Genomic DNA, 23,981 nt, shown 5'->3' on the forward strand with positions numbered 1-23,981 from the left:
ATGTCTATATCTCTTTCTCTACTGGTGTTGCAACTGGGTAAACGCCATTAAAGCATCCCATACAAAATTCTTCTCTATCACCGCAGCTCTTATAAACGCCTTCTTCACTTAGATATCCTAAATAATCTGCTCCAATCATATCTCTAATCTCTTCTATAGTGTTATTAGCAGCAACAAGCTCACTTCTATAAGGTGTATCTATTCCAAAATAACATGGATACTTAACACTTGGTGATGCTAGTAAGAAACTAACTTCTTTTACACCTACACGTCTAAGTGATTCAACTAAATGTTTTGATGTAGTACCTCTTACTACTGAGTCATCAATAAGTATAACTCTTTTTCCTTCTAAATTTGATTTTAGTGGATTTAACTTTACTGCGACTGCTCTTTCTCTTATTTCTTGAGATGGTGATATAAAAGTTCTTCCAACGTATCTATTTTTAATAAATCCAGTATCATAAGGTATACCAGAAGCCTTTGCATATCCGATAGCTGCTGGTATTCCAGAGTCTGGAACTGCTATAACAACATCTGCATCTAATGGATGCTCTTTATATAACTGCTCTCCTGCTTTAACTCTTGTTGTGTGAACTTCAAGACCATCAATTCTCGAGTCTGGTCTAGCAAAATAAATATATTCAAAAGCACATGTCTGACATTTAGTATTTTCAGAATATCTGTATGATTGTATTCCTTCACTATCTATTATAACTATTTCTCCTGGTTCTATATCCCTTACAAATTCAGCACCTATTGCATCTAAAGCGCAGCTTTCTGAAGTTAGAATGTAACCTTCTTCAATTTTCCCCAATGAAAGTGGTCTAATTCCATGTGGATCTCTAGCCCCAATTAATCTATCCTTTGACATAATAGTTAATGCAAATGATCCTCTAACAGCCGACATAGCATCAACTACTGCTTTTGCAAAACCTTTTTTAGCACTTCTTGCTATAAGACATGCAATTACTTCAGAATCTGTTGTAGTATGGAAAATTTGTCCTCCATCTTCAAGCAATTCTTTTATTACATCTGCATTTACTAAAGTTCCGTTATGAGCCATCGCTATTGGTCCCATTTTTGATGAAACGAGTATTGGCTGAGCATTTTCAATACCTTTTCCACCAGCAGTTGAATATCTTACATGGCCTATAGCTATATGACCTTTTAGCTTTTCTAAATCTTCCTGCTTAAATGCTTCAGTGATTAAACCTAATCCTTTATGTATGTCAATTTTTTCACCATCTGCTACTGCAATTCCAGCACTTTCCTGCCCTCTATGTTGAAGAGCATAAAGTCCATAGTAAGTCATTGATGCTACATCTATTGGCTTATTAGTATATACTCCAAATACCCCACACTCATCCTTAAATTTATCATTACTTGGATCCATTATTAATTCAAAATTCGGATTACTCATCTATACAATCCTTTCACTAATCTATTTTTGAAAAACTTAAAATACATGAGAACTAATGCACAATTAAGGATGAAATTTTTTTGGACTTCTAAATCACATAATTCATCAAAATTCATCAGATAGATAAGAATTTAAAATAACACTCAAGACTTAATGTACGAATTCTCAACCTTCCTCTGTGAACTTAGTTCCCTCATTGTGCATTGCTAATTGCATTCTAATATAAATTTTATAGTAAATTTGATTCTAAATATATACTACTTAGAAATTCTCTTTAATATTTCAACATAAGCATCTTTAACATTACCTAAGTCTCTTCTGAATCTATCTTTATCTAATTTTTCTCCTGTTGTTGCATCCCAGAATCTACAAGTGTCTGGTGATATTTCATCAGCTAAAACTATTGTTCCATCTGCACATCTACCAAATTCAACTTTAAAGTCAATTAAGTTTATGTTTTGTTCTTTAAATACAGCTTTAAGAGTGTCATTAATTTTTGCTGTCATATCATAGATTACTTTTAATTCTTCAAAAGTAGTTGCACCAATTCCAACTGCATGATAATCATTTATTAATGGATCTCCTAGTGAGTCATCTTTATATGATAATTCAAATACAGTAGTCTTAAGCTTAAATCCTTCTTCAAGACCTAATCTCTTAGCCATACTTCCAGCTGCAACATTTCTAACTATTACTTCAAGTGGAACTATTTCAACCTTTTTACATAATTGTTCTCTATCATTTAGTTTCTCTATAAAGTGAGTTTTAACTCCTGCTTTTTCTAATATTTCAAATAATACTGAAGTTATAGCATTATTCATTATACCTTTGTCTTCGATTTGACCTTTCTTTTCTCCATTGAATGCTGTTGCATCATCTTTGTAATATACAATTACTTCATCAGCCTTATCTGTTGCGTAAATTTTCTTTGCTTTTCCTTCATATAACATTTCTAATTTTTCCATTATAGTTCTACCCCTTCCGCATTTTCCTCAATGAATTTTTTCTTCATATTTAATCTGAATTCTTTTAATTTATTTTTTAATTCATCATTATTAACTGATAACATTTGAACCGCTAACATTCCTGCATTGTAGCTGTTATTTATACCAACAGTTGCAACTGGGATTGATTTTGGCATTTGTACTATAGAATATAATGCATCAACACCTTCAAGAGCTGCCTTAACTGGAACTCCTATTACAGGAAGTATTGTCTTTGATGCTATTACTCCTGGTAAATGTGCTGCAAGACCTGCTCCAGCTATAATAACTTGACATCCTTGAGCTTGAATTTCTTCTAATGTTTCTTCTAATTTTTCTGGTACTCTATGAGCTGAAAGTATAAACGCTTTGTATTCTACTCCAAATTCCTTTAAAGCATTTGCTGCTCCTCTCATAACTTCTGTGTCTGATTTACTTCCAAAAAATATTGCTACCTGCATTTTTAAGCCTCCTGTTTTTGTAATGTTCCTATTAACATTTATATATTTCTCTTAAGGGCTGTACCCCGCATTATAAGTGAGAATCGAAATCTTTGATTTCGCCCTTCGAACTTAAGCAGACATCTCAAAAGTGAGTGTCCAAATTTTATATTTGGAAACATGAACTTTCTCTTTGAGCATCTATGATTTGATGATGGTCGCTTACTCTGTGATCACTCAGCGAACGAAGTGAGTCGAGTTTCCTTTAAATATCCCCAACCCGCATTACAACTATAAATATTTACATATTTATCTTTTTAAATATTTATATACTTAACTTTATACATATTTAAAAATTTAACTTTTTACATATATACCTTTTTAAGTTTTTAAATATAAAACTATTTTTATATTTGAGTTTTTATATTCTGTAAACTTTATTACATCCATCAACAATCCACATATATCTTTTCAAATTCTAAAGGAATTTGCTCCTTCGCTGCGAAATGTGCATTGTAAATTGTGCATTACTTAAAGTAATTTACTCCTGCTTTGAATATCTTTTGATCAAAATCTCCTGGAATATTTCTATATAAATCTGTTCCTATTCTTTCACTATGTGCCATCTTACCTAAAACTCTTCCATCTGGACTTGTTATACCTTCTATTCCGTACATTGAGCCATTTGGATTGAACGGCATATTTAGTGATACATTTCCATCAAAATCAACATATTGAGTTGCTACTTGACCATTGACAATTAATTCTTTAATTAAGCTTTCTGGTGCAACAAATCTTCCTTCACCATGAGAGATTGCAACTGAATGTATGTCTCCCACATTAACTTCACTGAACCAAGGTGATTTATTTGAAACAACCTTTGTACTTATAATTGAAGACATATGTCTGTTTATATTATTGTAAGTCAGTGTTGCCATATCTTCTTTAATATCTACTATTTCACCATATGGTACTAAGCCTAATTTAATTAACGCTTGGAAGCCGTTACAAATACCAAGTGCTAATCCATCTCTATTTTTAAGTAATTCCATTACGCTATTGCTTATCTTTTCATTTCTAAGAGCATTGGCAATGAATTTACCTGAACCATCTGGTTCATCCCCTGCTGAGAAGCCTCCTGGAATCATAAGAATTTGAGCAGTACTTATTTCTTTTGCAAGTCTTTCAATAGATTCATTAAGTGCTTCTTTAGTAATATTTCTAAATACTACTTGAGTAACTTCTGCCCCTTCTTTTTCAAATGCTCTAGCACAGTCATATTCACAGTTGTTTCCTGGGAATACTGGAATTACAACCTTTGGCTTAGCTACTTTAATAGCAGGCGAAAGTGTTGATTTCTTATCATATAAAACTGTTTCTACTTTTCCTTCTACATCTTCAGTTTTAATTTTAAATACTGAGCTTAATTTTTCTTCGTATGTTTTTTCTAAAGCTTCTATATCTAAATTCAAATCATATTCCTTAGAAATTATAACTGCTGAACTTATTGTCTTACCAACTTCTTTATATAAACACTCTTTGAATTCTTCTTCTACATTAACACCATTCTTAACTTCTAGTACTATAGTTCCATAGTTAAATCCAAATAACTCATCCTTTGTTAAGTTTTCAATTTCTGCACCAATTCTATTTCCAAGTGTCATTTTAGTAACAGTTTCTGAAACTCCACCATACTTAACAGCAGATGCTGAAATTACTTTTCCGCTTTGAATTAAGTTATATAGTACATCTAAGTTCTTCTTAAGCTTTTCGACATTTATAGTTCCATCTTCTAGTTTTTCAGTTTGAAGTAAAACTAAACTTGATCCTGCTTCTTTAAATTCTGGTGATATTATATTTCTAGCTTTTTCTACTCCTGCAGCAAATGATACTAATGTTGGAGGTACATCTAAATCACCAAAACTTCCTGACATAGAATCTTTACCACCGATTGCTGCTGTTTCAAATGCCATTTGAGCTTCATAAGCACCAAGCAATGCTGCAAATGGTTTGCCCCATCTTGAAGCTTCTATTCCTAATCTTTCAAAGTATTCTTGGAATGTAAGTCTAGCTTTTCTGTAATCTCCACCCATTGCTGCAAGCTTTGACATACTTTCAATTACTGCATAGTATGCCATGTGATACGGGCTCCAAGTACCAAGTTCAGGATTAAATCCGAATGTCATTAATGTAGCATCTGCACTTTCTCCATCTAGAACTGGGATTTTAGCTGCCATTCCTTCTGCTGGAGTTTTTGCATACTTCCCACCAAATGGCATAAGTACTGTTCCATGTCCTATTGTTGCATCAAATCTTTCTGATAATCCTTGCTTTGATGATACATTTAATTTTCTTAAATTATTTATCCATTCTTCTTTAACATCAATATCTGCTACTACATATGGATAATTAACTGGCGCTTTAACTGTAACATTTGTCTTTTGAGTAGCACCGTTTGTATCTAAGAAAGTTCTCTTTAAGTCAACTACGTTTTTACCTCTCCAGAATAATCTAAGTCTATCTGTATCAGTAACATGCGCTACTAAGTTAGCCTCTAAATTTTCTTCATTTGAAAGTCTTATAAATTCATCTGCATCTTCTTTCTTAACAACTACTGCCATTCTTTCTTGTGATTCTGAAACCGCAAGTTCCGTTCCATCTAAGCCTTCATATTTCTTTGGAACTTTATCTAAATCTATATCTAATCCTCTGCAAAGTTCTCCAATCGCAACTGAAACTCCACCTGCGCCGAAGTCATTACATCTCTTAATCATCTTTGCTACTTTAAAATTTCTAAATAATCTTTGAAGTTTTCTTTCTGTAGGAGCATTACCTTTTTGTACTTCTGCTCCACATTCATTTATTGAATCTACCGTATGTTCCTTAGATGAACCTGTAGCCCCTCCAACACCATCTCTTCCAGTTCTTCCACCTAGTAAGATAATTACATCGCCTAAAACAGGTTCTTCTCTTACCACATTTTCCTTAGGTGCTGCTGCAATAACTGCTCCAACTTCCATTCTCTTAGCTGCGTAATTTGGATGATATACTTCTTCAACCTGACCTGTTGCAAGACCAATTTGATTTCCATATGAACTATATCCATGAGCTGCTCCAAGTGTTATCTTTCTTTGAGGAAGTTTTCCTTCTAATGTATCTTCAACTGGAACTGTTGGATCTGCTGCCCCTGTAACTCTCATTGCTTGATATACATAAGTTCTTCCTGATAGAGGATCTCTTATAGCTCCACCAAGACATGTTGCCGCTCCCCCAAAAGGTTCGATTTCTGTTGGATGATTATGTGTTTCATTCTTAAACATTACTAAATAATCTTCCATGCCTTTATCAGTTTCAATTTTCACGTTAATTGAACAAGCATTTATTTCTTCGGAAATATCCAAATCTTCAAGTTTTCCTCTTTTTCTAAGTTCTTTCATAGCAATTACTGCCATATCCATAAGAGTTTTATCCTTTTCTTTCTCGCCATAAACATATGATCTAGATTTTATATAACTTTCATAACTTGCTTTTATTGGAGCTGTGTATTTATTATCTTCAATTTGGACATCTTCTAAGATAGTTGAGAATGTTGTATGTCTACAATGATCTGACCAGTATGTATCTATAACTTTAATTTCAGTTATACTTGGATCTCTTTTCTCTCCTTTGAAATAATCTTGAATCATAAGAAGATCATCAATACTCATAGCTAAACCTTGTCCACTATGAAATTCTTTTAATTGATCCAATGTCTTGCTGGTAAATCCATCTAAGATTTGTACATCTTTAGGTATGTTTGAAAGCGATGATAAATCTTTGCTATTTATATCTACTTCCCTTGAATCGACTGGGTTTATATAATATTTCTTAATTTTTTCAATATCATCTTTTGAAAGGTTTCCTTTTAATAATACTACTTTAGCTGATTTTATTTCAACCTTGTCTTCTGCGGTTAATAGAGCTAGACATTCTGAAGCTGAATCTGCTCTTTGATCGTATTGACCTGGCAAATATTCTACACCAAAAGCTACTTCTCCTTCATTCATTGGTAATTCTGATTCGTAAACTACATCTACTGTTGCTTCAGAAAAAATTGTGTGTAAAGCCTTATTATAATATTCTTCAGGTATATCTGATATTATATATTTATTAACAAGTCTTACGTCTTCTAATCCAGTTACTCCTAAGTTATCTCTAAAATCATTTAATAAACTTTGAGCTTCTACATTAAATCCTTTTTTCTTTTCAACGAATACGCTTCTAATATTTAACATTTTAATTCCTCCAAAAAATATTATGAGATTTAGCCTAGGTGCATTCAAAAAATACCGCATCAATATACTTGTATATTGGACTTGTTATTTTTTTAATTTACCTACTCACTACACCTTCGTAATGGCGAATGTTTTCCGATAACACTCTACTAACTTTCGTATCGATACCATAAGATTATCATCTAACACGTATGTTGTCAACTCATTTCATGTTAAAATTTCATTTAATTTGCTTTTATGCGAATTATATATTCATATTTTTCTTTTATAATTCGTATTTAGTGTGTTTATTATTTTTTTTGTGTACTATAGGGTATTTTTTCTTTTTCTTAAATTTTGTATGTTTTTATTGTGTAAAGCATCAATTTGAGCATACATATATGCTCAAAAAAAGACGCAGATAATTATTAAGAGCTTCAAATTAAAGCTAGAAATCTAATAAATAACGCAAAAAAGACTTACCTTTTAGCATAAAAGTAATAAGTCTTTTTTATTTAAACAATGTGAAGTTTATTATACCGAAAACTTATATTCAAACCTTTCATTAAAATTTCCATTCAAGCTGTAATATACTGTATGAAGATTCTTTGAGTAGACCATAGAAAATGCAGTAATCCATTCTCCATTTCTTTGACTTACGGTGTCAAGAATAGTAAATGCTGTTTCAACATTTACTTGTTTTGTCTTTTCTAATGCACATGACACTGTTTTAAATCTATTACAATCGCACTTAATATTTTCATATAAATTATCCCATAGTGAGAAATTCGTCATAACATAAAATGGTGAAGATTTTGCTGGATTACTTATACTTCCACGACCAGGCTCTACTATCCAAACATTTGCATTAGAGTCGCAAATCATATTGTGGCAACTCCAGTTTGGCATATTAACAACTTCAATGTCTTTTAGATACTCTTCTAAATTTTCAGTACAAATAACATCATTAATAATATCTATAATAAGTTTGGTTGTATGAGTAACTTTTTTGCTTGGTCTTCTGTATAAACCTTTACCATTTGAATCGACTGCAAGATTGTTGAAAAAACGTCCAAACTTATCCACTCCAAATGATGGAGATTTTCCACGCCCACCATCAACAAGTATGGTAAACCAGTTAGGATTTTTAGTATCAATAGCATACTTCATACCATTGTTATCAAAGTTCATCCCAATAATTGTATCTTGTCCCCTATACACAAAGCTTGTACACATAAAAAAACCTCCATCATATTAATTTACATTTAGATAACTCTTTTTCGTTATTCAATTACAATTGTATATTAATATTGTATTTTAATTATCCTATATATACAAATATTATTAAAAGATATGTATGTAAAAATAGCAATAATACTTTAGAATATTACCGCTATTTCTACGTTACTTTTTATGATATTTCACTATTTTGCAGCTCGAAACAGAAACTGTCGGATGATTATAGTGTTTTTTTATTTTTCTAACTGTATACTTCTCTATCTAAATACAGTGATTTACGTAATACCTGATAAAATAAAACATTCAGCATTTCAAATTCTATAATTCTCTGCACAAAAAATAAAGAGCCATAAGATTTCTCTTATGACTCAACAACTTACTATCTATCGAAGTTTCTGTTGTTTCTTTGTTGCTTTCTAGCTCTTCTACAATCAGGACATCTAACTGGATCGTTATCAAATCCTTTTTCTTTGTAGAATTCTTGTTCTCCTGTTGTGAAAACAAATTCCTTTCCACAATCTTTACATACTAAAGTTCTATCTTCCATTATAAAAATCCTCCCTTTTTCCAAAGATTATAACCTGATACCTAGACCCAATCTCTGAAACAGAGGCGAATGTACAGTATTGATTAAATCTTGAATTATCTTACATTCTTATAATACCACACTTTGCCACATATTTCAACACTAATTCGTGTAATTAAATTATCAAATTTAAACCTTCTCAATTTATAATATATCAAAACTTACATTCTTAAATATATAATTTGTTAAAAAAAATGAGGTTTAATCCAACCTCATTCTTGATATAGCTAGTCTTCTTCAAACATCAGACCCTCTTGCAATTTTCCAGCATCCATTGATACTATTCTATCTGACACTTTTTTAGCAAAATCCATATCATGAGTTATAATCATCATACTCATGCCTTTTTCACTTAAACGCTTTATTAAATTTGCAACTTCCCCAGTTAATCCTGGATCTAGTGCAGAAGTTGGCTCATCAAAGCACATTATTTTAGGTTCAAGCACTAATGCTCTTCCAATAGCAACTCTTTGTTTTTGACCACCAGATAATTCAAATGGATAGTTATTTTTCTTTCCTAACAAGTCTAAGAAACCTAAAGTTTCTTCTGCTTTCTTTATTGCTTCTTCTTTTGACCATCCTAACACCTTTTGTGGTGCTTCAATAAGATTTTCTAAAACACTCATATGCGGAAATAAGTTAAAATTTTGAAATACTAATCCTATATCTTTTCTTATTTCTTTTAACGCATTTTTATCTACATACTTACCATTTTTACATAAAACTTTTCCGTTAACTTCTATATCGCCTTCATCACAATGTTCCAATTCATTTACACATCTAAGTAAAGTTGTCTTTCCGCCACCTGAATTTCCAACGACAACTAATATTTCACCTTTTTTTATATGAAGATTAACACCTTTTAAAACTTCTGTATTTCCGAATCTCTTTTTCAAATTACTTACTTTAAGCATATAATCTCCTCCACACTATTTATAATAGTCATACTTCTCTTCAATTTTCTTTAATACTTGACTGAAAATTGCTATTACTACTAAGTAAACAGCACCAACTATTAAAAGTGGTACCAACGAAACATCTCTATTAGCAGCAGTCTTACCTATCTTTAATAGCTCGTCCATACCAACTACATAAACTAATGAAGTATCCTTCACTAAAGTTGTTATTTCATTCGCAACTGGTGGTATTACTGTTTTAAATGCTTGTGGAAGTATTATTCTAAAAAATGTTTGTTTAGAACTTAAGCCTAGAACCTTAGCCCCTTCAACTTGTCCATTATCTATAGACTCTATACCTGCTCTAAATATTTCTCCAAAATAAGCTCCATAATTTAAAGTAAACGCTAAAATTGCTGCTGGAAATCTATCAAAGCTGATTCCTACTAGAGGAAGTCCAAAGAAGATCACAATAATTTGCAATAACAGAGGAGTGCCTCTCATTATAAGAATATATATTCCACTTATTTGTTTAAGTATTAGAGATTTAGATGTCCTCATTACAGCGATTATTACTCCTAGCGGAATAGATAATACTAAAGTAAGTACAAAAATTTCTAATGTAACTTGTAATCCCTCTAATACTTGAGGCATTATCTCTAAAATATAACTCAAAGTTATTTCCTCCTCTTTATTTTCAAACTATTTGTATAAATATTTGTGATTATCTAATTTGCACTATTTAAGAATTATATCTTGTTCGAACCATTTCTTTGATATGTCTGCTGCAGTTCCATCAGAAATCACTTCATCTAAAGCTTTGTTAAAAGCTTCTACAAATTTAGTATCACCTTTTCTAATTCCAACACCGTACTTTTCACTTCCAAAATTATCAGTTAAGATTTTATATTTTTCTTCTCCTCTTGCTTTCATATAATATCTTGCTAAAATCTCGTCTACAACAATGGCATCTAATCTCTTTGCTTCTAAATCCATTAATGCAGCGTTATTATCTTCAAATGTAACAAGTTTTCCACCATCAAAAGATTTTTCAATATCACCAGCTGCTTCAACTGCATCTACTGCTGTTGATCCATTTTGAGCACCAACTTTTTTACCTGCTAAATCATTTTTAGATTTAATATTAGAATCTGCTAATGTTACTATAACTTGAGTATTACTTAAATATGGCTTTGAAAATTCAACTTTTTCTTTTCTTTCATCAGTAATTGAATATCCATTCCATATTAAATCTATATTACCGTTATTAAGTTCAGTTTCTTTCATACTCCAATCAATTGATTGAAATTTCACCTTTTTATTAAGTTTTTTACCTACTGCATTTGCTAAATCAACATCAAATCCAACTATTTCCCCGTTCTCATTCTTAAATCCCATTGGAACAAAAGTATCATCTAAACCTATTACTAATTCATCCTTATCTAATGCACTTTTTGCTGCCTTTGATTCTGATGATTTATTGGCATTCCCGCCACATGCAACCAAGCTTACTCCCAATGTAGCTATGATAGCAACTACTGTTAATTTTTTTATTAAACTATTTATTTTCATATGTAATAACCCCCTACATCACTTTCTATTTATCACTTTATCATACTAAAGCAAAAGAATCAAGTATTTTTTATATTCTAAATTATAACAGGCATAATGAAAGCTTCATTAGCCCATCATACCTGTCAAAAATTTGGAACTATAAATTTTATCTAGTGGTCGCTATTCTATCTATCGCTCTTTCAAGGTTATTCATATGTGATGTAAATTCATCTACTGTATCTGTTACTTGCTTTTTATCAATTGGATCCTTAAATGTATCTGCTCTATCTTTTGCATCATCAACATTATCTTTAATTTCATCTAATTTATTAGATATATCATCAAATTTATTTTTAATATCTTCACTTTTTCCTTCAAAATCAGCATTATTGAGCTCGTCCGTTAATTCATCTGCTTTATCATTTAATTCTTTCATTACACGTGTAGTATCACTATCTACTTCATTAACTTTATCAGAAATTTCCTTAGGGTTAGACTTTAATTTATCCATTAATTCCTTCATCTTATCTGATTCAAAAACTTCATTAACCTTATCTGCAGATGGCTTTTCATCTGTATCTTCTTTTGTTTGAAGTATATAATCATCTTTAAGATTACAACCAATTAAAGAAAAAGAAAGTATTAATAAAAGTATAAAGCTCATTATATTTTTCTTTTTCATTTCTTCACCTCAATTTGTTTTATAATATATATTACACAAATAATCCTTCATCATAATTCTAAAAATGTTACAAGAATTTTAGCCGTAATTGTGAATTGCAACATATATAGTCTATATTAATATTTTTTTGCTAATCTTTCAATAATGAAATTGAGGCTCACTCAAACGCAACAAGTTCATCTAAGCTAAAGCGTATTTTTCAATTTAGATAATAATCTTTTTTTATATTTTATACTTGCCACTTCGCTTATATCAGCTAATAATCTATAATTTGATATTCCACCATATACTCCAACTATCGGTATCCCCTGAATAACTTTTGACACAACTATATTTTCAGATAAACATTTTGAAGCTGACTCAATTAATTCATTTATATCAACCTTAAGGTCATGATTATTTTCAATACTATAAGCAATTCTATCCACTTCATTTGAGTATAGAATTTTTTCATCTGTTTTTATAGAACTTGCACAAATTATATTTAATATAAATGCCTTTTCACTTTTAGACTTATAATCAAATCCATAATTCACACAAATCTCATACACAGTTTTTAATATTACTCCAATAAACACGGGTATATCCGGTATTCCAATTCCTAATATACCAAGTAATGTGCCTTCGGCTGCTGTGATTCCTTTATTTATAAGTACACCTTTTTTCACTCTTTTATCTATTCTGCTTAAATTTTTGTTATTCATCTGCTTAGATAAAATATACTCATCTATATCTGCTTCATTCTTAATTTTCTCTGAATTATAGCTTTTCTCTATTACTGTAGTACCTTTTTCAAAGACATAATAAAATCCCTTTTCAAATGCTTTCTCAAAAGTTTCTATCATATTTTTCGGAATTTTTTCTTCTAATTGCTCTTTTACAGGCAATATTTTATTTTTTATATATTCATTTTCTTTTTTATAAAAGAATTTTTCTTCCCTTTTTATTAACTTTTTCATTTGACTATTTAATATTCTCTCTTTTCTTTTATCTCTATAATCCATGCGCAGCTATACCGAATCCCTTCTATAAATAATAAATTACTGTATTTAATTAACCTACTTATATAATATAATAATTGCACCAAAAACGGTATCTTAAACACAATTATTCTATTTACTCAAAATCATATATATTGCAAAAATAATCCTTCGTCATAATTCTAAAAATATTACAAGAATTTTAGCCATGATTATGAATTGTGCAACGTGCATTGTGAATTGCAATATATTAAATATGTAAAAGTTCTAGCAAATAAATTAAAATTTGCACGCTCTACATTGGTTCTCTACTTAAAGGAAACTCGATTCACATTCGTTCACCGGGTACTCACAGAGTAAGCGACCATCATCGAATCATAAATTCGAGATGTCTGCTTAACTGATTCACACAAAATCAAAGATTTTGGTTCACTACTTAAAAGAGAGCAATTATCTTGCTCTCTTTTAGGTGTATTTAGTTTATTATTTCTTTCCTGATCCTTTTAGCATTTCTCCAATTGCAGCTATACTCCCAAGAGATGATAAAGTCTCATTTGGTAATATAAGCTTGTTTGCTGGACTGTTAGCCATTTCTTTAAGTGCTTCAACTTGCTTTAATGCTATAACAGTTTCATTTGTTCCAGACTCAATAATAGCTTGGTTTACTTTTCGTATAGCTTCTGCTTCTGCAGCAGCTATTTCTTCTATAGCCTTTGCTTTACCTTCTGCCTCTAATAACTGAGATTCTTTTAAACCTTCTGCTCTTCTTATATTTGCTTGCTTTTCTGCTTCTGCCGATAAAATCTTAGCTTGTTTTTCTCCTTCTGCTTTTTCTATTTGAGATTGTCTCAAACCTTCTGCTTGAAGAATCATAGCTCTCTTATCTCTTTCAGCTTTCATTTGTTTTTCCATTGCTTGTTGGATTTCAGCTGGTGGAACTATATTTTTAATTTCAACTGAAAGTATTTTTATACCATAAGCATCAGTGACTTCATCAATGATGCTTAATAAATCTTGATTTATCGCATCTCTTCCTGATAAAATTTCATCTAATGACATATTACCTAAGATATTTCTCATATTAGTTGTAGCTGAGTATACAATACCTGATTGAAAACTTTCAATATTATAAACTGCATCTCTTGCATTCAATACCTTATAAAATATAACATTGTCTACTAATATTTTAACATTATCTTTAGTTATAACCGATTGTGGCTCCACATCTAAAATTTGTTGTTTTGTAGAAATCTTCCTTCTAACAAAATCTACAAATGGCACAATAAAATGTAATCCTGGTTCCAATACTCTATGGAATTGTCCAAATCTTTCTACAACATATAAATGCCCTGTATTTACAACCTTAATTGATGAGATAACTACTATTAATATTAATAGTAAAATAACCCCTAAAATTATAATAACACTCATAATCTAGTCCTCCTGAACCTTTTCAATTTTTAATTTTATACCTTCTATTCCTTTGATAGTAAACTTGTCCCCTTTGTGAATAATATCGCCTTCATTTATTACAGTCCAATATTCTCCACCAACTTTAACTTGGGCTTTATCTCTAATCTCTTTTTCGCTTATCATAATTTTTCCTACATATGTTTCTTCCATAAGTGGTATTCTTTCGTTTGCTGCTTTAAATTTTTTCTTGAGTAACGGGTATCCAACTGCAAATGATATTATATTCAGTACAGAAAATACTATTATTTGAATTATAAATGGTACTTCCATTACTCCACACACTGCAGCTACGACAGCACCTACTGCGAATAGTGTAAAACAAAAATTACTAGTTAAAATATCTATTGCAAATACGCATATAGCTATAACTAACCAAAAAACTGCCGCCCCCATACAACTTCCCTCCTTAAAAATATCATAATATTAGTTCTAAGATTTACTGTCCAATTTTTACATACATACTGGAATTTGTAATCTTATTTTATATTATACAGTGTATTTATGAATATTTCAAGATATTTATTAACTTAAAAAGAGTTATTTTATACCTTTTATCTTTTTTTGATTTCACAAACATGTTAGTATATAATTATTAGGATATGTTTATGTTTACTAAGCAAAATATACTTAAAACGTATTTAATTATATTAGAACTATATCTTATAAACCAATAAAAAAACTTAAATTTTATAATTGCAAGGAGTGATTAAATGGATTTTATAAAAGTCGCAGCTGCTTGCCCTAAAACTAGAGTTGCAGATGTTGATTATAATGTTAAAAATATTTTACAGTGCATAAATGATGCAGGAAAAAATGAAAGTAAATTCATAGTTTTCCCAGAACTTTGCTTAACAGCTTATACTTGTGGAGATTTGTTTTTACAAGAATACTTACTAAACAAAGCTTTAGATGGAATTTTTGAAATATTAGAATCTACTAAAGACTATGATACATTAATTGCTGTAGGTGCTCCACTTCTCTGTGAAAGTACTTTATACAATTGTGCCTTTTTATTATTTAAAGGAAATGTTTTAGGAATAGTTCCTAAATCATATCTTCCAAATTACAGTGAATTCTACGAAAAAAGATGGTTTACTGAAGGTCTTTCAATTGAGGACGAAAGAGTAGATTTACCATTTCAAAAAGATGTTCCTTTTGGAGTAAACTTAATTTTTTCATCAAGCATTGCAAACTTTGGAGTTGAAATTTGTGAAGACTTATGGGTAACAATTCCACCAAGTTCTTATCTTTCTCTTATGGGAGCTCATATAATTGGAAACCTTTCTGCATCAAATGAGCTTGTTAGTAAGATGGATTATAGAAAAAGCCTAATATCAAATCAAAGTGCTAGATCAATCTGCAGCTATATATATTCTTCTGCTGGTGTTCACGAATCCACTACAGATGTATTATTTAGCGGGCATTTATTAATAAGTGAAAATGGTTCATTATTAAAAGAAAATGACAGATTTCAAAGAGAAAACGAAGTAATATATTCTATAGTTGATGTATTCAAATTAAAGTCTGAAAGAATGAAAAATTTGAGTTTTAGAGATTCATCTAAGTTTATCAATAAGAATCCTAACACAATTAAATTTGAATTTAGTGATGTTTCAATAAGTACATTTGATAGATTTGTAGATAAACATCCATTTGTACCTTCTTACGAAAAAGAAAGAGAAGTTCGCTGCAAAGAAATATTTAACATTCAAGCTGCTGGCTTAGCAAAGAGATTAGAGCATACAGGTTCTAGAAAAGCAGTGGTTGGAATTTCTGGAGGTTTGGATTCCACACTAGCCTTACTTGTAATAGTAAAGACTTTTGAATTACTTGGTATTGATAAAAAAAATATAGTAACCATTACTATGCCTGGTTTCGGTACTACTGATAGGACTTACAATAATGCTATTAATTTATGTAAGGAATTAGGTACAGATCTTAGAGAAATAAATATAGTTAAAGCTTCTCTTCAACATTTTGAAGATATTGGTCACGATAAAGACATTCATGATGTAACTTACGAAAATGTTCAAGCAAGAGAAAGAACTCAAATTTTAATGGATCTTGCTAATAAAGAAAGAGGACTTTTAATAGGTACTGGTGATTTATCAGAGCTTGCTCTTGGCTGGTGTACATATAATGGGGATCATATGTCAATGTATTCTGTGAATCCATCTATTCCAAAGACTCTTGTGAGATATTTAGTTCAATATGTAGCTCAACATGAATCTACTGAAGTTGTACGCGATATTCTTATGGATATACTAGATACACCTGTAAGCCCTGAATTATTACCTAAGGATGCTAACGGTGAAATCGCTCAAAAAACGGAAGATATTGTAGGTCCTTATGAGCTTCATGATTTCTTCTTATATCACTTTATTAAACATGGCTCAACTAAAGAGAGAATATTCTTTTTAGCTAGGGCTGCCTTTAAAGATGATTACTCTGATGAGGAAATACAAAAATGGCTTGATAAATTTATTTTTAGATTCTTTACTCAACAATTTAAAAGAAGTGCTCTTCCTGATGGACCTAAAGTCGGAAGTATTTCTTTAAGTCCTAGAGGTGACTGGCGTATGCCATCAGATGCTAAGGCTTGGGAATAATCTACTATTATATATAATTTGATGAAAAACCTTAATTGATTTATTATTAGATTACTTAAGGTTTTTTGATGTGGACATTTTTTCAAATGTGAAAAGTTCTTAATTGTGCTTTACACTTTTTTCAAATGTGTGGAAATTTTTTTTGGATAGTGCTAAAATAGATGTTATTAAATAACAATAATAAACAATGGCAATAAGCCTTATAGATTTGGAGGAATATAAAAATGGGGAAAAAAGCTGATATAGACTGGGGTAAATTAGGATTTGATTACATAAAAACAGATCTTCGTTATATTTCAGTTTGGAAAGACGGAAAATGGGATGAAGGAAAACTTGTCGAAGACAATATGCTTAGTATAAGTGAGGCTTCTACGGTTATTCACTATGGCCAAAGTTGTTTTGAAGGACTTAAGGCATATACAACAAAAGAAGGAAAAATTCAATTATTTAGACCTGACTTGAATGCAGATCGTATGAATGAAAGCTGTGACAAACTTCTTATGCCACATATTCCAAAAGAAAAATTTATCGATGCGGTTAAACAAGTTGTAAAGGCAAATGAAAAATATGTACCACCTTATGGAAGTGGTGCAACTCTATATATTAGGCCATATTTAATGGGAGTTGGTAACAACATTGGTGTTAAGCCTGCTCCAGAATATATTTTCGGTGTATTTTGTATACCAGTAGGACCTTATTTTAAAGATGGTGTATCTCCTTGCAATTATATAGTTTTAGATGACTTTGATAGAGCTGCTCCTCATGGTACTGGCGGAAATAAAGTTGGTGGTAACTATGCTGCTTCATTACAAGCTCATGCTGAAGCTGTAAAAAAAGGATTTGCTGATTGTATTTACCTAGATCCAGCTACTCATACAAAGATAGAAGAAATAGGTGCTGCAAACTTCTTTGGAATAACTAAAAATGATGAATTCGTTACTCCTAAATCACCATCTATTTTGCCAAGTATAACAAAGAGATCTCTTCTTTACATTGCTGAACATTATTTGAAAATGCCTGTTTATGAAAGAGAAGTATTTATTGATGAAATAGATCAATTTAAAGAGGCTGGTGCTTGCGGTACTGCTGCAGTAATAACTCCTATTGGTGGAATCCAACATGACGATAAATTGCATGTATTCTTTAGCGAAACTGAAGTTGGTCCTATAACTCAAAAATTATATGACTTACTTTTAGGAATTCAACTTGGTGATGTTGAAGCTCCAGAAGGCTGGATATACGAAGTAGAATAATATTTATAAAATAAAGTTAAAAAATAGTATGAACTTAGCTAAAAAGTAGTTCATACTATTTTTTTATACTATTATTTAGAATCTCTGTATCATATCTTTCAATCGAATTTGAATCTTCCATTCTTAAATAAGTGCTTAAGCTTTAGAATGTTAAGTATAAATTTATTATATCATCATATATTTTACTCTCTTATTATATTATATATGTTGCAATTCACAATTACAGCTAAAATTCTTTTAATATTTTTATAATTATGATGAATAATTATTTTTGCAACGTATATATATTAATCTAATAAATATACATTATATTATAGAATATTTAGTAAACTTTTCTAGTAGATATACGAATATATAAGTAATATATTAATACTAATTATTGAAGCTGAATTTATAATTTTAGGGAGGGGATATTATATGAGTGATAACAGAATAATTTCTAGAAGTGAATATATTGTGGCTAGTGTATCTGGTGCTGCTATAGATAATAAAATAATAAAGAGACCTTATACTAACCCTCGAAATCCTTCCAATAAAAAACAAAATAATGCTAAATCTTTTGACAATACTTTGCATTCATCAGCTTCACAATCATCATCAAATGACAATTCAACGACTTTTTCAAATGAATTGGAAAATATGGCAAGATTAAAAAGTGAAGAAAACTCCAGATTAGTTCAGGCAAAGTTCAACAACAAAATAAAAGATTCTGAAACTAGCGAGAAGAATCCTACTGAAACTGAATTGCATAACAAGCTTGCTCAAGCTATGGATGTTGATGTGGATATATCTACTATATATAAAAAAGTACAATTGCTAAATTCATTAAAAAATGAATCTAATAACTGATAAGAGGTTGCCAAAACATATGGTTTTTGGCAACCTTCTTTTATCTAAAGTTTACACTGCTGCTAGTCTATGTAAATTACTGTACTCTCCTTGTTTCTCCATTAATTCTTCATGAGTTCCTGCTTCTATTATGCCTGTTTTTCCAAGTACAATAATTTCATCTGCATTCTTAATGGTAGACAATCTATGTGCAACTACTATGGTTGTCCTTCCAGCGCATAACTTTTCTAAAGATTCTTGAATTATGCGTTCTGTTGCATTATCTAGTGCCGATGTTGCTTCATCCAAAATTAATATTGGAGGATTCTTAAGAAAAACTCTTGCAATGGAAATACGCTGCTTTTGCCCACCAGATAATTTAACACCTCTTTCACCAATGTAAGTATCATACCCTTCTGGTAATGTATTTATAAATTCATGAATATTAGCCATCTTAGCGGCTCTTAGTAATTCTTCTTCAGTTGCATCTGTCTTTCCAAACAGTATATTATCTCTTATAGTTCCTGTAAATAAGAAAACTTCTTGCTGAACTATTCCAATATTTTCTCTAAGAGAATCTAATTTAACATCATAAATGCTCTTATTATCTATTAAAATATCTCCACTATCCACTTCATAAAATCTTGGGATAAGATTACAAAATGTTGTTTTACCTCCACCAGAAGCTCCTACTAATGCCAACATCTTTCCTTTATTTATTTTAATAGAAATATTTTTCAAAACTTCTTTTCCTTCATAGCTAAAATTAACATCTTTAAATTCTATTTCCCCTTGAACATTTTCAAGTTCAGTCGCATTTGCTTTATCTTTTTCTTTATCTTGACTCATTATTTCTATATATCTTTGGAAACCAGTAATTCCATTTTGAAATTGCTCCATAAAATCAATAAGTTTCTTTATTGGGGTCATAAAGATTTTTATAAACAGCATATATGCCATAAAATCTCCAATGTTTATAAGTCCAATAAGTGTAAATATTCCTCCCCCTATTAAACCTACGTAACTTAGCACGTCCATTCCAAATCCTGCACCAGAAGAATATTCTGCCATTACTTTGTATGCTCTTTCTCTTGCATTGATGAACTTTTTGTTTCCTTTTTCAAATTTTTCTTCTTCGGCTTCGTGACTTACAAATGCTTTTGATATTTTTATTCCTGAAATACTATTTTCAAGATTTGCATTGACTGCTCCTGTTTCTACTTTAGTTTCAAGAAAAGCTTTATTCATCTTCTTTCTCTCATATAAAGTAAACCATACTATAAATGGTATGAATGCAAATATTAAAACTGTAAGAGGTATATTGATTGTACACAATATTATAAATGAACCTATAAGCATCACTATTGATATAAATAAATCTTCTGGCCCATGATGAGCAAGCTCTGAGATATCCATTAAGTCATTAATTATTCTAGACATTATATCCCCTGTTTTATTATTATCAAAAAAGCTATTAGGTAATTTTTGAAGGTGCTTAAATATATGTCTTCTCATATCCCCCTGCATTCTAACACCTACAACATGTCCCCAATACTGCATGAAGTAACCACATGCAGCCTTGATTCCAAAAATTATAAGTAATGCTATGGCAAATACAATAATTGTCCTTAAATCTTTATTAGGAATCGATTCATTTACTAGATCCCTTGTCATAACTGGATATACTAAATCGCATAAAGATGCGATAAGTGCTACTACTAAATCTAAAATAAATAATAATTTATATGGTTTATAAAATGAAATAAATTTTTTTATCATTTAAAATCTCCTTCCTCTAATGAATAAAATTCATATGGCTTGTATATACTTTAATATAATACATAATTTCCCAATTGTAAGGTGGTGAATAACTTTTATGAAAAAGCTATTTTATTTTGTAAGCTTCTGCTTAGCAATTCTATTGCCTTTATTTTCACTAAATATCATAGCAAGTAAATCTGATCCAGATTATTTTTTCCCATTAATCTTTATTTGCTTAGGCCTTTGTGATACATTGCTTGGCATTAATTTATTAAATGCAAATAAAAAATTTTTGGGTATTTCCAGTTTTGTAATAGCAAGTTTCTTATTCGTTTTAGTTGGAAGCAAAATTTGTATATATAATTAAAAATGTGTACTAGTAGTGCATTCCTACTATATAACTTTTATATTATATTTAAAATTTCTTCCTTACATTTATCTAAATTCTCAATGAATGTTCCTGCTATTTTAACTGGTCTATTGTTAAATACTATTATATTCCCTCGGAAATATATAGCTTCATCTAGATCATGAGTAACCAATATAACCATTCTTTTTTCTTTATCTAATAAATTTTTAAATTCATCAATTATGGCATATTTCAACTTATAATCTAAAGATTTAAAAGGCTCATCCATTAAAATGACCTTTGATGGCTTTCCAAATGCTCTTGCTATGTTAACTCTTTGTCTCATTCCTCCGCTAAGTGCATTTGGATATTTGTTTTTTGTATCGTAAATTCCAACTAAATTTAATACTTCATCAATTCTATTCTCTAAATCAGAATCCTTGAAATATTTTTCTAATGCAATTTCCAAGTTTTCTTTAACAGTAAGCCACTCAATTAACCTATCTTCTTGAAATATATAGCTTATATCACTTAATGAAACGCCACTTATCTCTCCACTTTGAACATCTATTAGACCTGCTATAATGTCTAATAGAGTACTCTTTCCACACCCAGATTTTCCTATTATACAATTTATCTTATCGTCGTAAAAATCTATGTTGAAATTCTTAAAAATTTTCTCAGTTCCATATGACTTATTTAGACTTTTAATACTTATATTCATTTGGACCACCTATATGTTCTTTTCCTTAACAACTTATTTAAAAACTCTAAAACTAGAGATACAATAACAATAATTACAATCCATGCAAAAATCCCTGGAGTATTAAAATTAACTTTTTCTACCTGTATCTGTGATCCTATCCCAAACTTTGGCTGCCCGTATACTTCTCCTGCAATTACAACTTTAAAAGTCAATGAAAATGTCGATACAAAGATGCTCATAAAATAAAATTTCATAGTTGGAATATAGATCTTTTTGACCTTATTTTTTAGGCTCACTTCATATATCTTCGTCATATCGATTATTTTTTTATCTATTTGCAAAAGGTTATTTCGTATACCTTCATAAAGGATTGGAAAAATGATAGCAAATCCTGCAACAAATGGTGTACTATCCTTATCAAACCACACCAATGAAAGAACTACTAACACCATAGTTGGAATTGTCTTGCTAAATGAATTTACAGGCTCCATTAAATACTTGAAAAAGGGATACACTGTTGCGAGCACCCCTAAAATCATTGAAAAAATCAAAGCTAATACATAACTAGTCGCAGTCCTGTAAAAACTGCTAAAAATTATCTTTAACGAATTTTTATCACCAAAAATATTCTTAATAGCTTCTAATACTTGTTCTAATCTTGGAATATATATGTCATTATTTATTATTACTGCAATTAGCTGCCATATCCCTATAAAAAATATACATGATAGTAAAGTATATAATCTACTTTTCCATGAATATTTCATCATTTGGTATACTTCCTCCTATTGTTTTTGGATCAAATTCATTTAATTTTTTAAAATAAGTTTCATATTCTTTATAACAATCCTTTATTCCTACGTATTTTATATTTGACCTATCAATAGCTTTTACTACTATTGGCTTCTTTGCCGAAACTCCTATTTCTTCGCAATAATCTCCAACAGTTTCTTTATTATTATATATCCACTCTTCTGAATCTTTAACTTGCTTCAAAAGTTCTGAAACAAATTCCTTATCATTTTCTAACAATTCCTTCTTAACTATAATTGTTGATTGAGGATATCCATATTGAGAGTCGTTTAATTTTTTCCATTCTTCATTTAAATTTAGCATTACATTAAACTTATCATTTTTACTCTGAACTGTTGATAAAGCCGGTTCTGGAATTACTGCATATTCTGACTTTCCAGATAAAATTATTGGTGCAAGCTCATTTACTGTATTCACATAGCTAAAGTTAATTTCTTTATCTGCATCAATACCTTTTTCTTTAAGTATTGTTCTTGCAATTATATCAGGCGTTAATCCCTTCCCAATATTGTAAACTTCTTTTCCTTTTAAATCTTCAACGCTTTGATTTTGATTAGTTGTACCTATATAAAACGATCCAAATCCAACTGTTCCTGCTATTTTATATTCCTTGTTCTTATTAAACACAGTTGCCGCCACGTTTGAAGGAACAATTGCAATATCTGGCTCACTCTTCATAACGCTTGTAACTAAGCTGTCAGAGTTTTGCTCTATGGTATAATTAACATCATATCCAGATTTAATTTCTGGTTTTTCTTTTATAAGTTTAGCTACTGCTATAGCTGTAAGCCCATCTGGTGTTACAAAGCTAATATCTTTTGTTGATTTCTTATTATCTTCAGATTTGCTTTGATTTGAGCTACTGCCACAACCTGCAAATGTAAGAACGCACAATATCATAATCAAAAATGATGATACCTTTTTTTTCATTCTAATTCCCCCTAAAAAATATTAATATCTAAATTAAGAATTAAATCAAAATACTTAATAGTAATATTAATTAATTGATATTCACTATTAATTATAATAACATATTAAAATTGAAATACCAAATCTGTATGAATATCCAACTTTAAAACTATATTTATGCGATAACTTACCGAAATCATAAATATTTTGTTCCGAAAAGCTGTGAAAATATATTTATGATTTCTAG

At 30.2% G+C, this 23,981-nt stretch carries 21 protein-coding genes; 4 read left to right on the forward strand and 17 right to left on the reverse strand.

Annotation, left to right across the window (positions count from 1 at the left end):
- Positions 1–4: 4 nt before the first annotated feature.
- The 13 genes from purF to L3B96_RS09830 all read right to left on the reverse strand — a co-directional run bounded on the left by purF (position 5) and on the right by L3B96_RS09830 (position 14,899).
- Positions 5–1,420 (reverse strand): amidophosphoribosyltransferase, encoded by a 1,416-nt coding sequence (purF, locus tag L3B96_RS09770; RefSeq protein ID WP_238860601.1) that lies wholly within the window; start codon positions 1,418–1,420, stop codon positions 5–7.
- A 257-nt stretch (positions 1,421–1,677) separates the two neighbouring features.
- The gene (gene purC / locus L3B96_RS09775) at positions 1,678–2,385 is read right to left on the reverse strand and encodes a phosphoribosylaminoimidazolesuccinocarboxamide synthase (RefSeq protein WP_011968398.1); all 708 of its coding nucleotides are present in this window, start codon (positions 2,383–2,385) and stop codon (positions 1,678–1,680) included.
- Entirely contained in the window at positions 2,385–2,864 is a 480-nt protein-coding gene (gene purE, locus L3B96_RS09780; RefSeq protein ID WP_017210869.1) for a 5-(carboxyamino)imidazole ribonucleotide mutase, read from the reverse strand. The genes purC and purE overlap by 1 nt, the downstream gene beginning before the upstream one ends.
- 506 nt (positions 2,865–3,370) lie before the next feature.
- Positions 3,371–7,117, reverse strand: a complete 3,747-nt coding sequence (locus tag L3B96_RS09785) for a phosphoribosylformylglycinamidine synthase (RefSeq protein WP_238860603.1) — start codon at positions 7,115–7,117, stop codon at positions 3,371–3,373.
- Between the two features lie 513 nt (positions 7,118–7,630).
- Positions 7,631–8,332 (reverse strand): hypothetical protein, encoded by a 702-nt coding sequence (locus L3B96_RS09790; protein ID WP_238860605.1) that lies wholly within the window; start codon positions 8,330–8,332, stop codon positions 7,631–7,633.
- A 382-nt stretch (positions 8,333–8,714) separates the two neighbouring features.
- Positions 8,715–8,882, reverse strand: coding sequence for a zinc-ribbon domain-containing protein (locus tag L3B96_RS09795; RefSeq protein WP_011968395.1), 168 nt, complete (start codon positions 8,880–8,882; stop codon positions 8,715–8,717).
- 266 nt (positions 8,883–9,148) lie between these two features.
- Positions 9,149–9,835, reverse strand: coding sequence for an amino acid ABC transporter ATP-binding protein (locus tag L3B96_RS09800; protein WP_011968394.1), 687 nt, complete (start codon positions 9,833–9,835; stop codon positions 9,149–9,151).
- Between the two features lie 15 nt (positions 9,836–9,850).
- Positions 9,851–10,492 carry an amino acid ABC transporter permease gene (locus L3B96_RS09805; protein WP_077855716.1) on the reverse strand — a complete coding sequence of 214 codons (642 nt, stop codon included), beginning with the start codon at positions 10,490–10,492 and terminating at the stop codon, positions 9,851–9,853.
- 63 nt (positions 10,493–10,555) lie between these two features.
- The gene (locus tag L3B96_RS09810; RefSeq protein WP_238860606.1) at positions 10,556–11,389 is read right to left on the reverse strand and encodes an amino acid ABC transporter substrate-binding protein; all 834 of its coding nucleotides are present in this window, start codon (positions 11,387–11,389) and stop codon (positions 10,556–10,558) included.
- Between the two features lie 148 nt (positions 11,390–11,537).
- Positions 11,538–12,053: a hypothetical protein gene (locus tag L3B96_RS09815; RefSeq protein ID WP_017210874.1), complete on the reverse strand. Its 516-nt coding sequence runs from the start codon at positions 12,051–12,053 to the stop codon at positions 11,538–11,540.
- Between the two features lie 185 nt (positions 12,054–12,238).
- Entirely contained in the window at positions 12,239–13,057 is an 819-nt protein-coding gene (locus L3B96_RS09820) for an EcsC family protein (protein WP_238860608.1), read from the reverse strand.
- Between the two features lie 459 nt (positions 13,058–13,516).
- Positions 13,517–14,464: an SPFH domain-containing protein gene (locus tag L3B96_RS09825; protein ID WP_171788732.1), complete on the reverse strand. Its 948-nt coding sequence runs from the start codon at positions 14,462–14,464 to the stop codon at positions 13,517–13,519.
- Positions 14,465–14,467: 3 nt separating this feature from the next.
- Positions 14,468–14,899: an NfeD family protein gene (locus L3B96_RS09830; RefSeq protein ID WP_017210877.1), complete on the reverse strand. Its 432-nt coding sequence runs from the start codon at positions 14,897–14,899 to the stop codon at positions 14,468–14,470.
- A gap of 317 nt (positions 14,900–15,216) precedes the next feature.
- Here L3B96_RS09830 and L3B96_RS09835 point away from each other — a divergent pair, with 317 nt between their 5' ends.
- The 3 genes from L3B96_RS09835 (at position 15,217) to L3B96_RS09845 (ending at position 19,217) form a co-directional block, all read left to right on the forward strand.
- Positions 15,217–17,115 carry an NAD(+) synthase gene (locus L3B96_RS09835; protein WP_238860610.1) on the forward strand — a complete coding sequence of 633 codons (1,899 nt, stop codon included), beginning with the start codon at positions 15,217–15,219 and terminating at the stop codon, positions 17,113–17,115.
- A 224-nt stretch (positions 17,116–17,339) separates the two neighbouring features.
- Positions 17,340–18,368 (forward strand): branched-chain amino acid aminotransferase, encoded by a 1,029-nt coding sequence (locus tag L3B96_RS09840; protein WP_077830733.1) that lies wholly within the window; start codon positions 17,340–17,342, stop codon positions 18,366–18,368.
- Between the two features lie 417 nt (positions 18,369–18,785).
- Positions 18,786–19,217, forward strand: coding sequence for a hypothetical protein (locus L3B96_RS09845; RefSeq protein ID WP_238860612.1), 432 nt, complete (start codon positions 18,786–18,788; stop codon positions 19,215–19,217).
- A 51-nt stretch (positions 19,218–19,268) separates the two neighbouring features.
- Here the strand turns inward: L3B96_RS09845 and L3B96_RS09850 are convergent, their stop codons facing one another.
- Entirely contained in the window at positions 19,269–20,975 is a 1,707-nt protein-coding gene (locus tag L3B96_RS09850; protein ID WP_161223292.1) for an ABC transporter ATP-binding protein, read from the reverse strand.
- 97 nt (positions 20,976–21,072) lie between these two features.
- On the opposite strand from L3B96_RS09850, the gene L3B96_RS09855 reads away from it, so the two are divergent.
- Complete coding sequence (locus tag L3B96_RS09855; RefSeq protein WP_017212760.1) at positions 21,073–21,324, forward strand: hypothetical protein; 252 nt, start codon at positions 21,073–21,075, stop codon at positions 21,322–21,324.
- A gap of 37 nt (positions 21,325–21,361) precedes the next feature.
- Here L3B96_RS09855 and L3B96_RS09860 read toward each other — a convergent pair whose 3' ends face one another.
- From L3B96_RS09860 to L3B96_RS09870, 3 genes are read right to left on the reverse strand one after another with little or no spacing between them, the layout of a single operon-like run.
- Entirely contained in the window at positions 21,362–22,030 is a 669-nt protein-coding gene (locus L3B96_RS09860) for an ABC transporter ATP-binding protein (RefSeq protein ID WP_238860614.1), read from the reverse strand.
- Positions 22,027–22,782 carry an ABC transporter permease subunit gene (locus tag L3B96_RS09865; RefSeq protein WP_238860616.1) on the reverse strand — a complete coding sequence of 252 codons (756 nt, stop codon included), beginning with the start codon at positions 22,780–22,782 and terminating at the stop codon, positions 22,027–22,029. Before L3B96_RS09865 ends, L3B96_RS09860 begins: the two co-directional genes overlap by 4 nt.
- Complete coding sequence (locus L3B96_RS09870) at positions 22,757–23,755, reverse strand: ABC transporter substrate-binding protein (RefSeq protein WP_238860618.1); 999 nt, start codon at positions 23,753–23,755, stop codon at positions 22,757–22,759. The genes L3B96_RS09865 and L3B96_RS09870 overlap by 26 nt, the downstream gene beginning before the upstream one ends.
- Between the last annotated feature and the right edge of the window lie 226 nt (positions 23,756–23,981).

It is taken from the genome of Clostridium sp. YIM B02569, from assembly GCF_022320765.1.
Lineage (GTDB): Bacteria > Bacillota > Clostridia > Clostridiales > Clostridiaceae > Clostridium > Clostridium beijerinckii.

Coding starts and splice junctions, on each gene's coding strand:
- L3B96_RS09825 (WP_171788732.1), bottom strand. CDS start 14,464: ATGAGTGTTATTATAATTTTAGGGGTTATTTTACTATTAATATTAATA.
- purE (WP_017210869.1), bottom strand. CDS start 2,864: ATGCAGGTAGCAATATTTTTTGGAAGTAAATCAGACACAGAAGTTATG.
- L3B96_RS09845 (WP_238860612.1), top strand. CDS start 18,786: ATGAGTGATAACAGAATAATTTCTAGAAGTGAATATATTGTGGCTAGT.
- L3B96_RS09815 (WP_017210874.1), bottom strand. CDS start 12,053: ATGAAAAAGAAAAATATAATGAGCTTTATACTTTTATTAATACTTTCT.
- L3B96_RS09865 (WP_238860616.1), bottom strand. CDS start 22,782: ATGATGAAATATTCATGGAAAAGTAGATTATATACTTTACTATCATGT.
- L3B96_RS09790 (WP_238860605.1), bottom strand. CDS start 8,332: ATGTGTACAAGCTTTGTGTATAGGGGACAAGATACAATTATTGGGATG.
- L3B96_RS09810 (WP_238860606.1), bottom strand. CDS start 11,389: ATGAAAATAAATAGTTTAATAAAAAAATTAACAGTAGTTGCTATCATA.
- L3B96_RS09840 (WP_077830733.1), top strand. CDS start 17,340: ATGGGGAAAAAAGCTGATATAGACTGGGGTAAATTAGGATTTGATTAC.
- L3B96_RS09800 (WP_011968394.1), bottom strand. CDS start 9,835: ATGCTTAAAGTAAGTAATTTGAAAAAGAGATTCGGAAATACAGAAGTT.
- L3B96_RS09835 (WP_238860610.1), top strand. CDS start 15,217: ATGGATTTTATAAAAGTCGCAGCTGCTTGCCCTAAAACTAGAGTTGCA.
- L3B96_RS09795 (WP_011968395.1), bottom strand. CDS start 8,882: ATGGAAGATAGAACTTTAGTATGTAAAGATTGTGGAAAGGAATTTGTT.
- L3B96_RS09870 (WP_238860618.1), bottom strand. CDS start 23,755: ATGAAAAAAAAGGTATCATCATTTTTGATTATGATATTGTGCGTTCTT.
- purF (WP_238860601.1), bottom strand. CDS start 1,420: ATGAGTAATCCGAATTTTGAATTAATAATGGATCCAAGTAATGATAAA.
- L3B96_RS09850 (WP_161223292.1), bottom strand. CDS start 20,975: ATGATAAAAAAATTTATTTCATTTTATAAACCATATAAATTATTATTT.
- L3B96_RS09860 (WP_238860614.1), bottom strand. CDS start 22,030: ATGAATATAAGTATTAAAAGTCTAAATAAGTCATATGGAACTGAGAAA.
- L3B96_RS09820 (WP_238860608.1), bottom strand. CDS start 13,057: ATGGATTATAGAGATAAAAGAAAAGAGAGAATATTAAATAGTCAAATG.
- L3B96_RS09855 (WP_017212760.1), top strand. CDS start 21,073: ATGAAAAAGCTATTTTATTTTGTAAGCTTCTGCTTAGCAATTCTATTG.
- purC (WP_011968398.1), bottom strand. CDS start 2,385: ATGGAAAAATTAGAAATGTTATATGAAGGAAAAGCAAAGAAAATTTAC.
- L3B96_RS09830 (WP_017210877.1), bottom strand. CDS start 14,899: ATGGGGGCGGCAGTTTTTTGGTTAGTTATAGCTATATGCGTATTTGCA.
- L3B96_RS09785 (WP_238860603.1), bottom strand. CDS start 7,117: ATGTTAAATATTAGAAGCGTATTCGTTGAAAAGAAAAAAGGATTTAAT.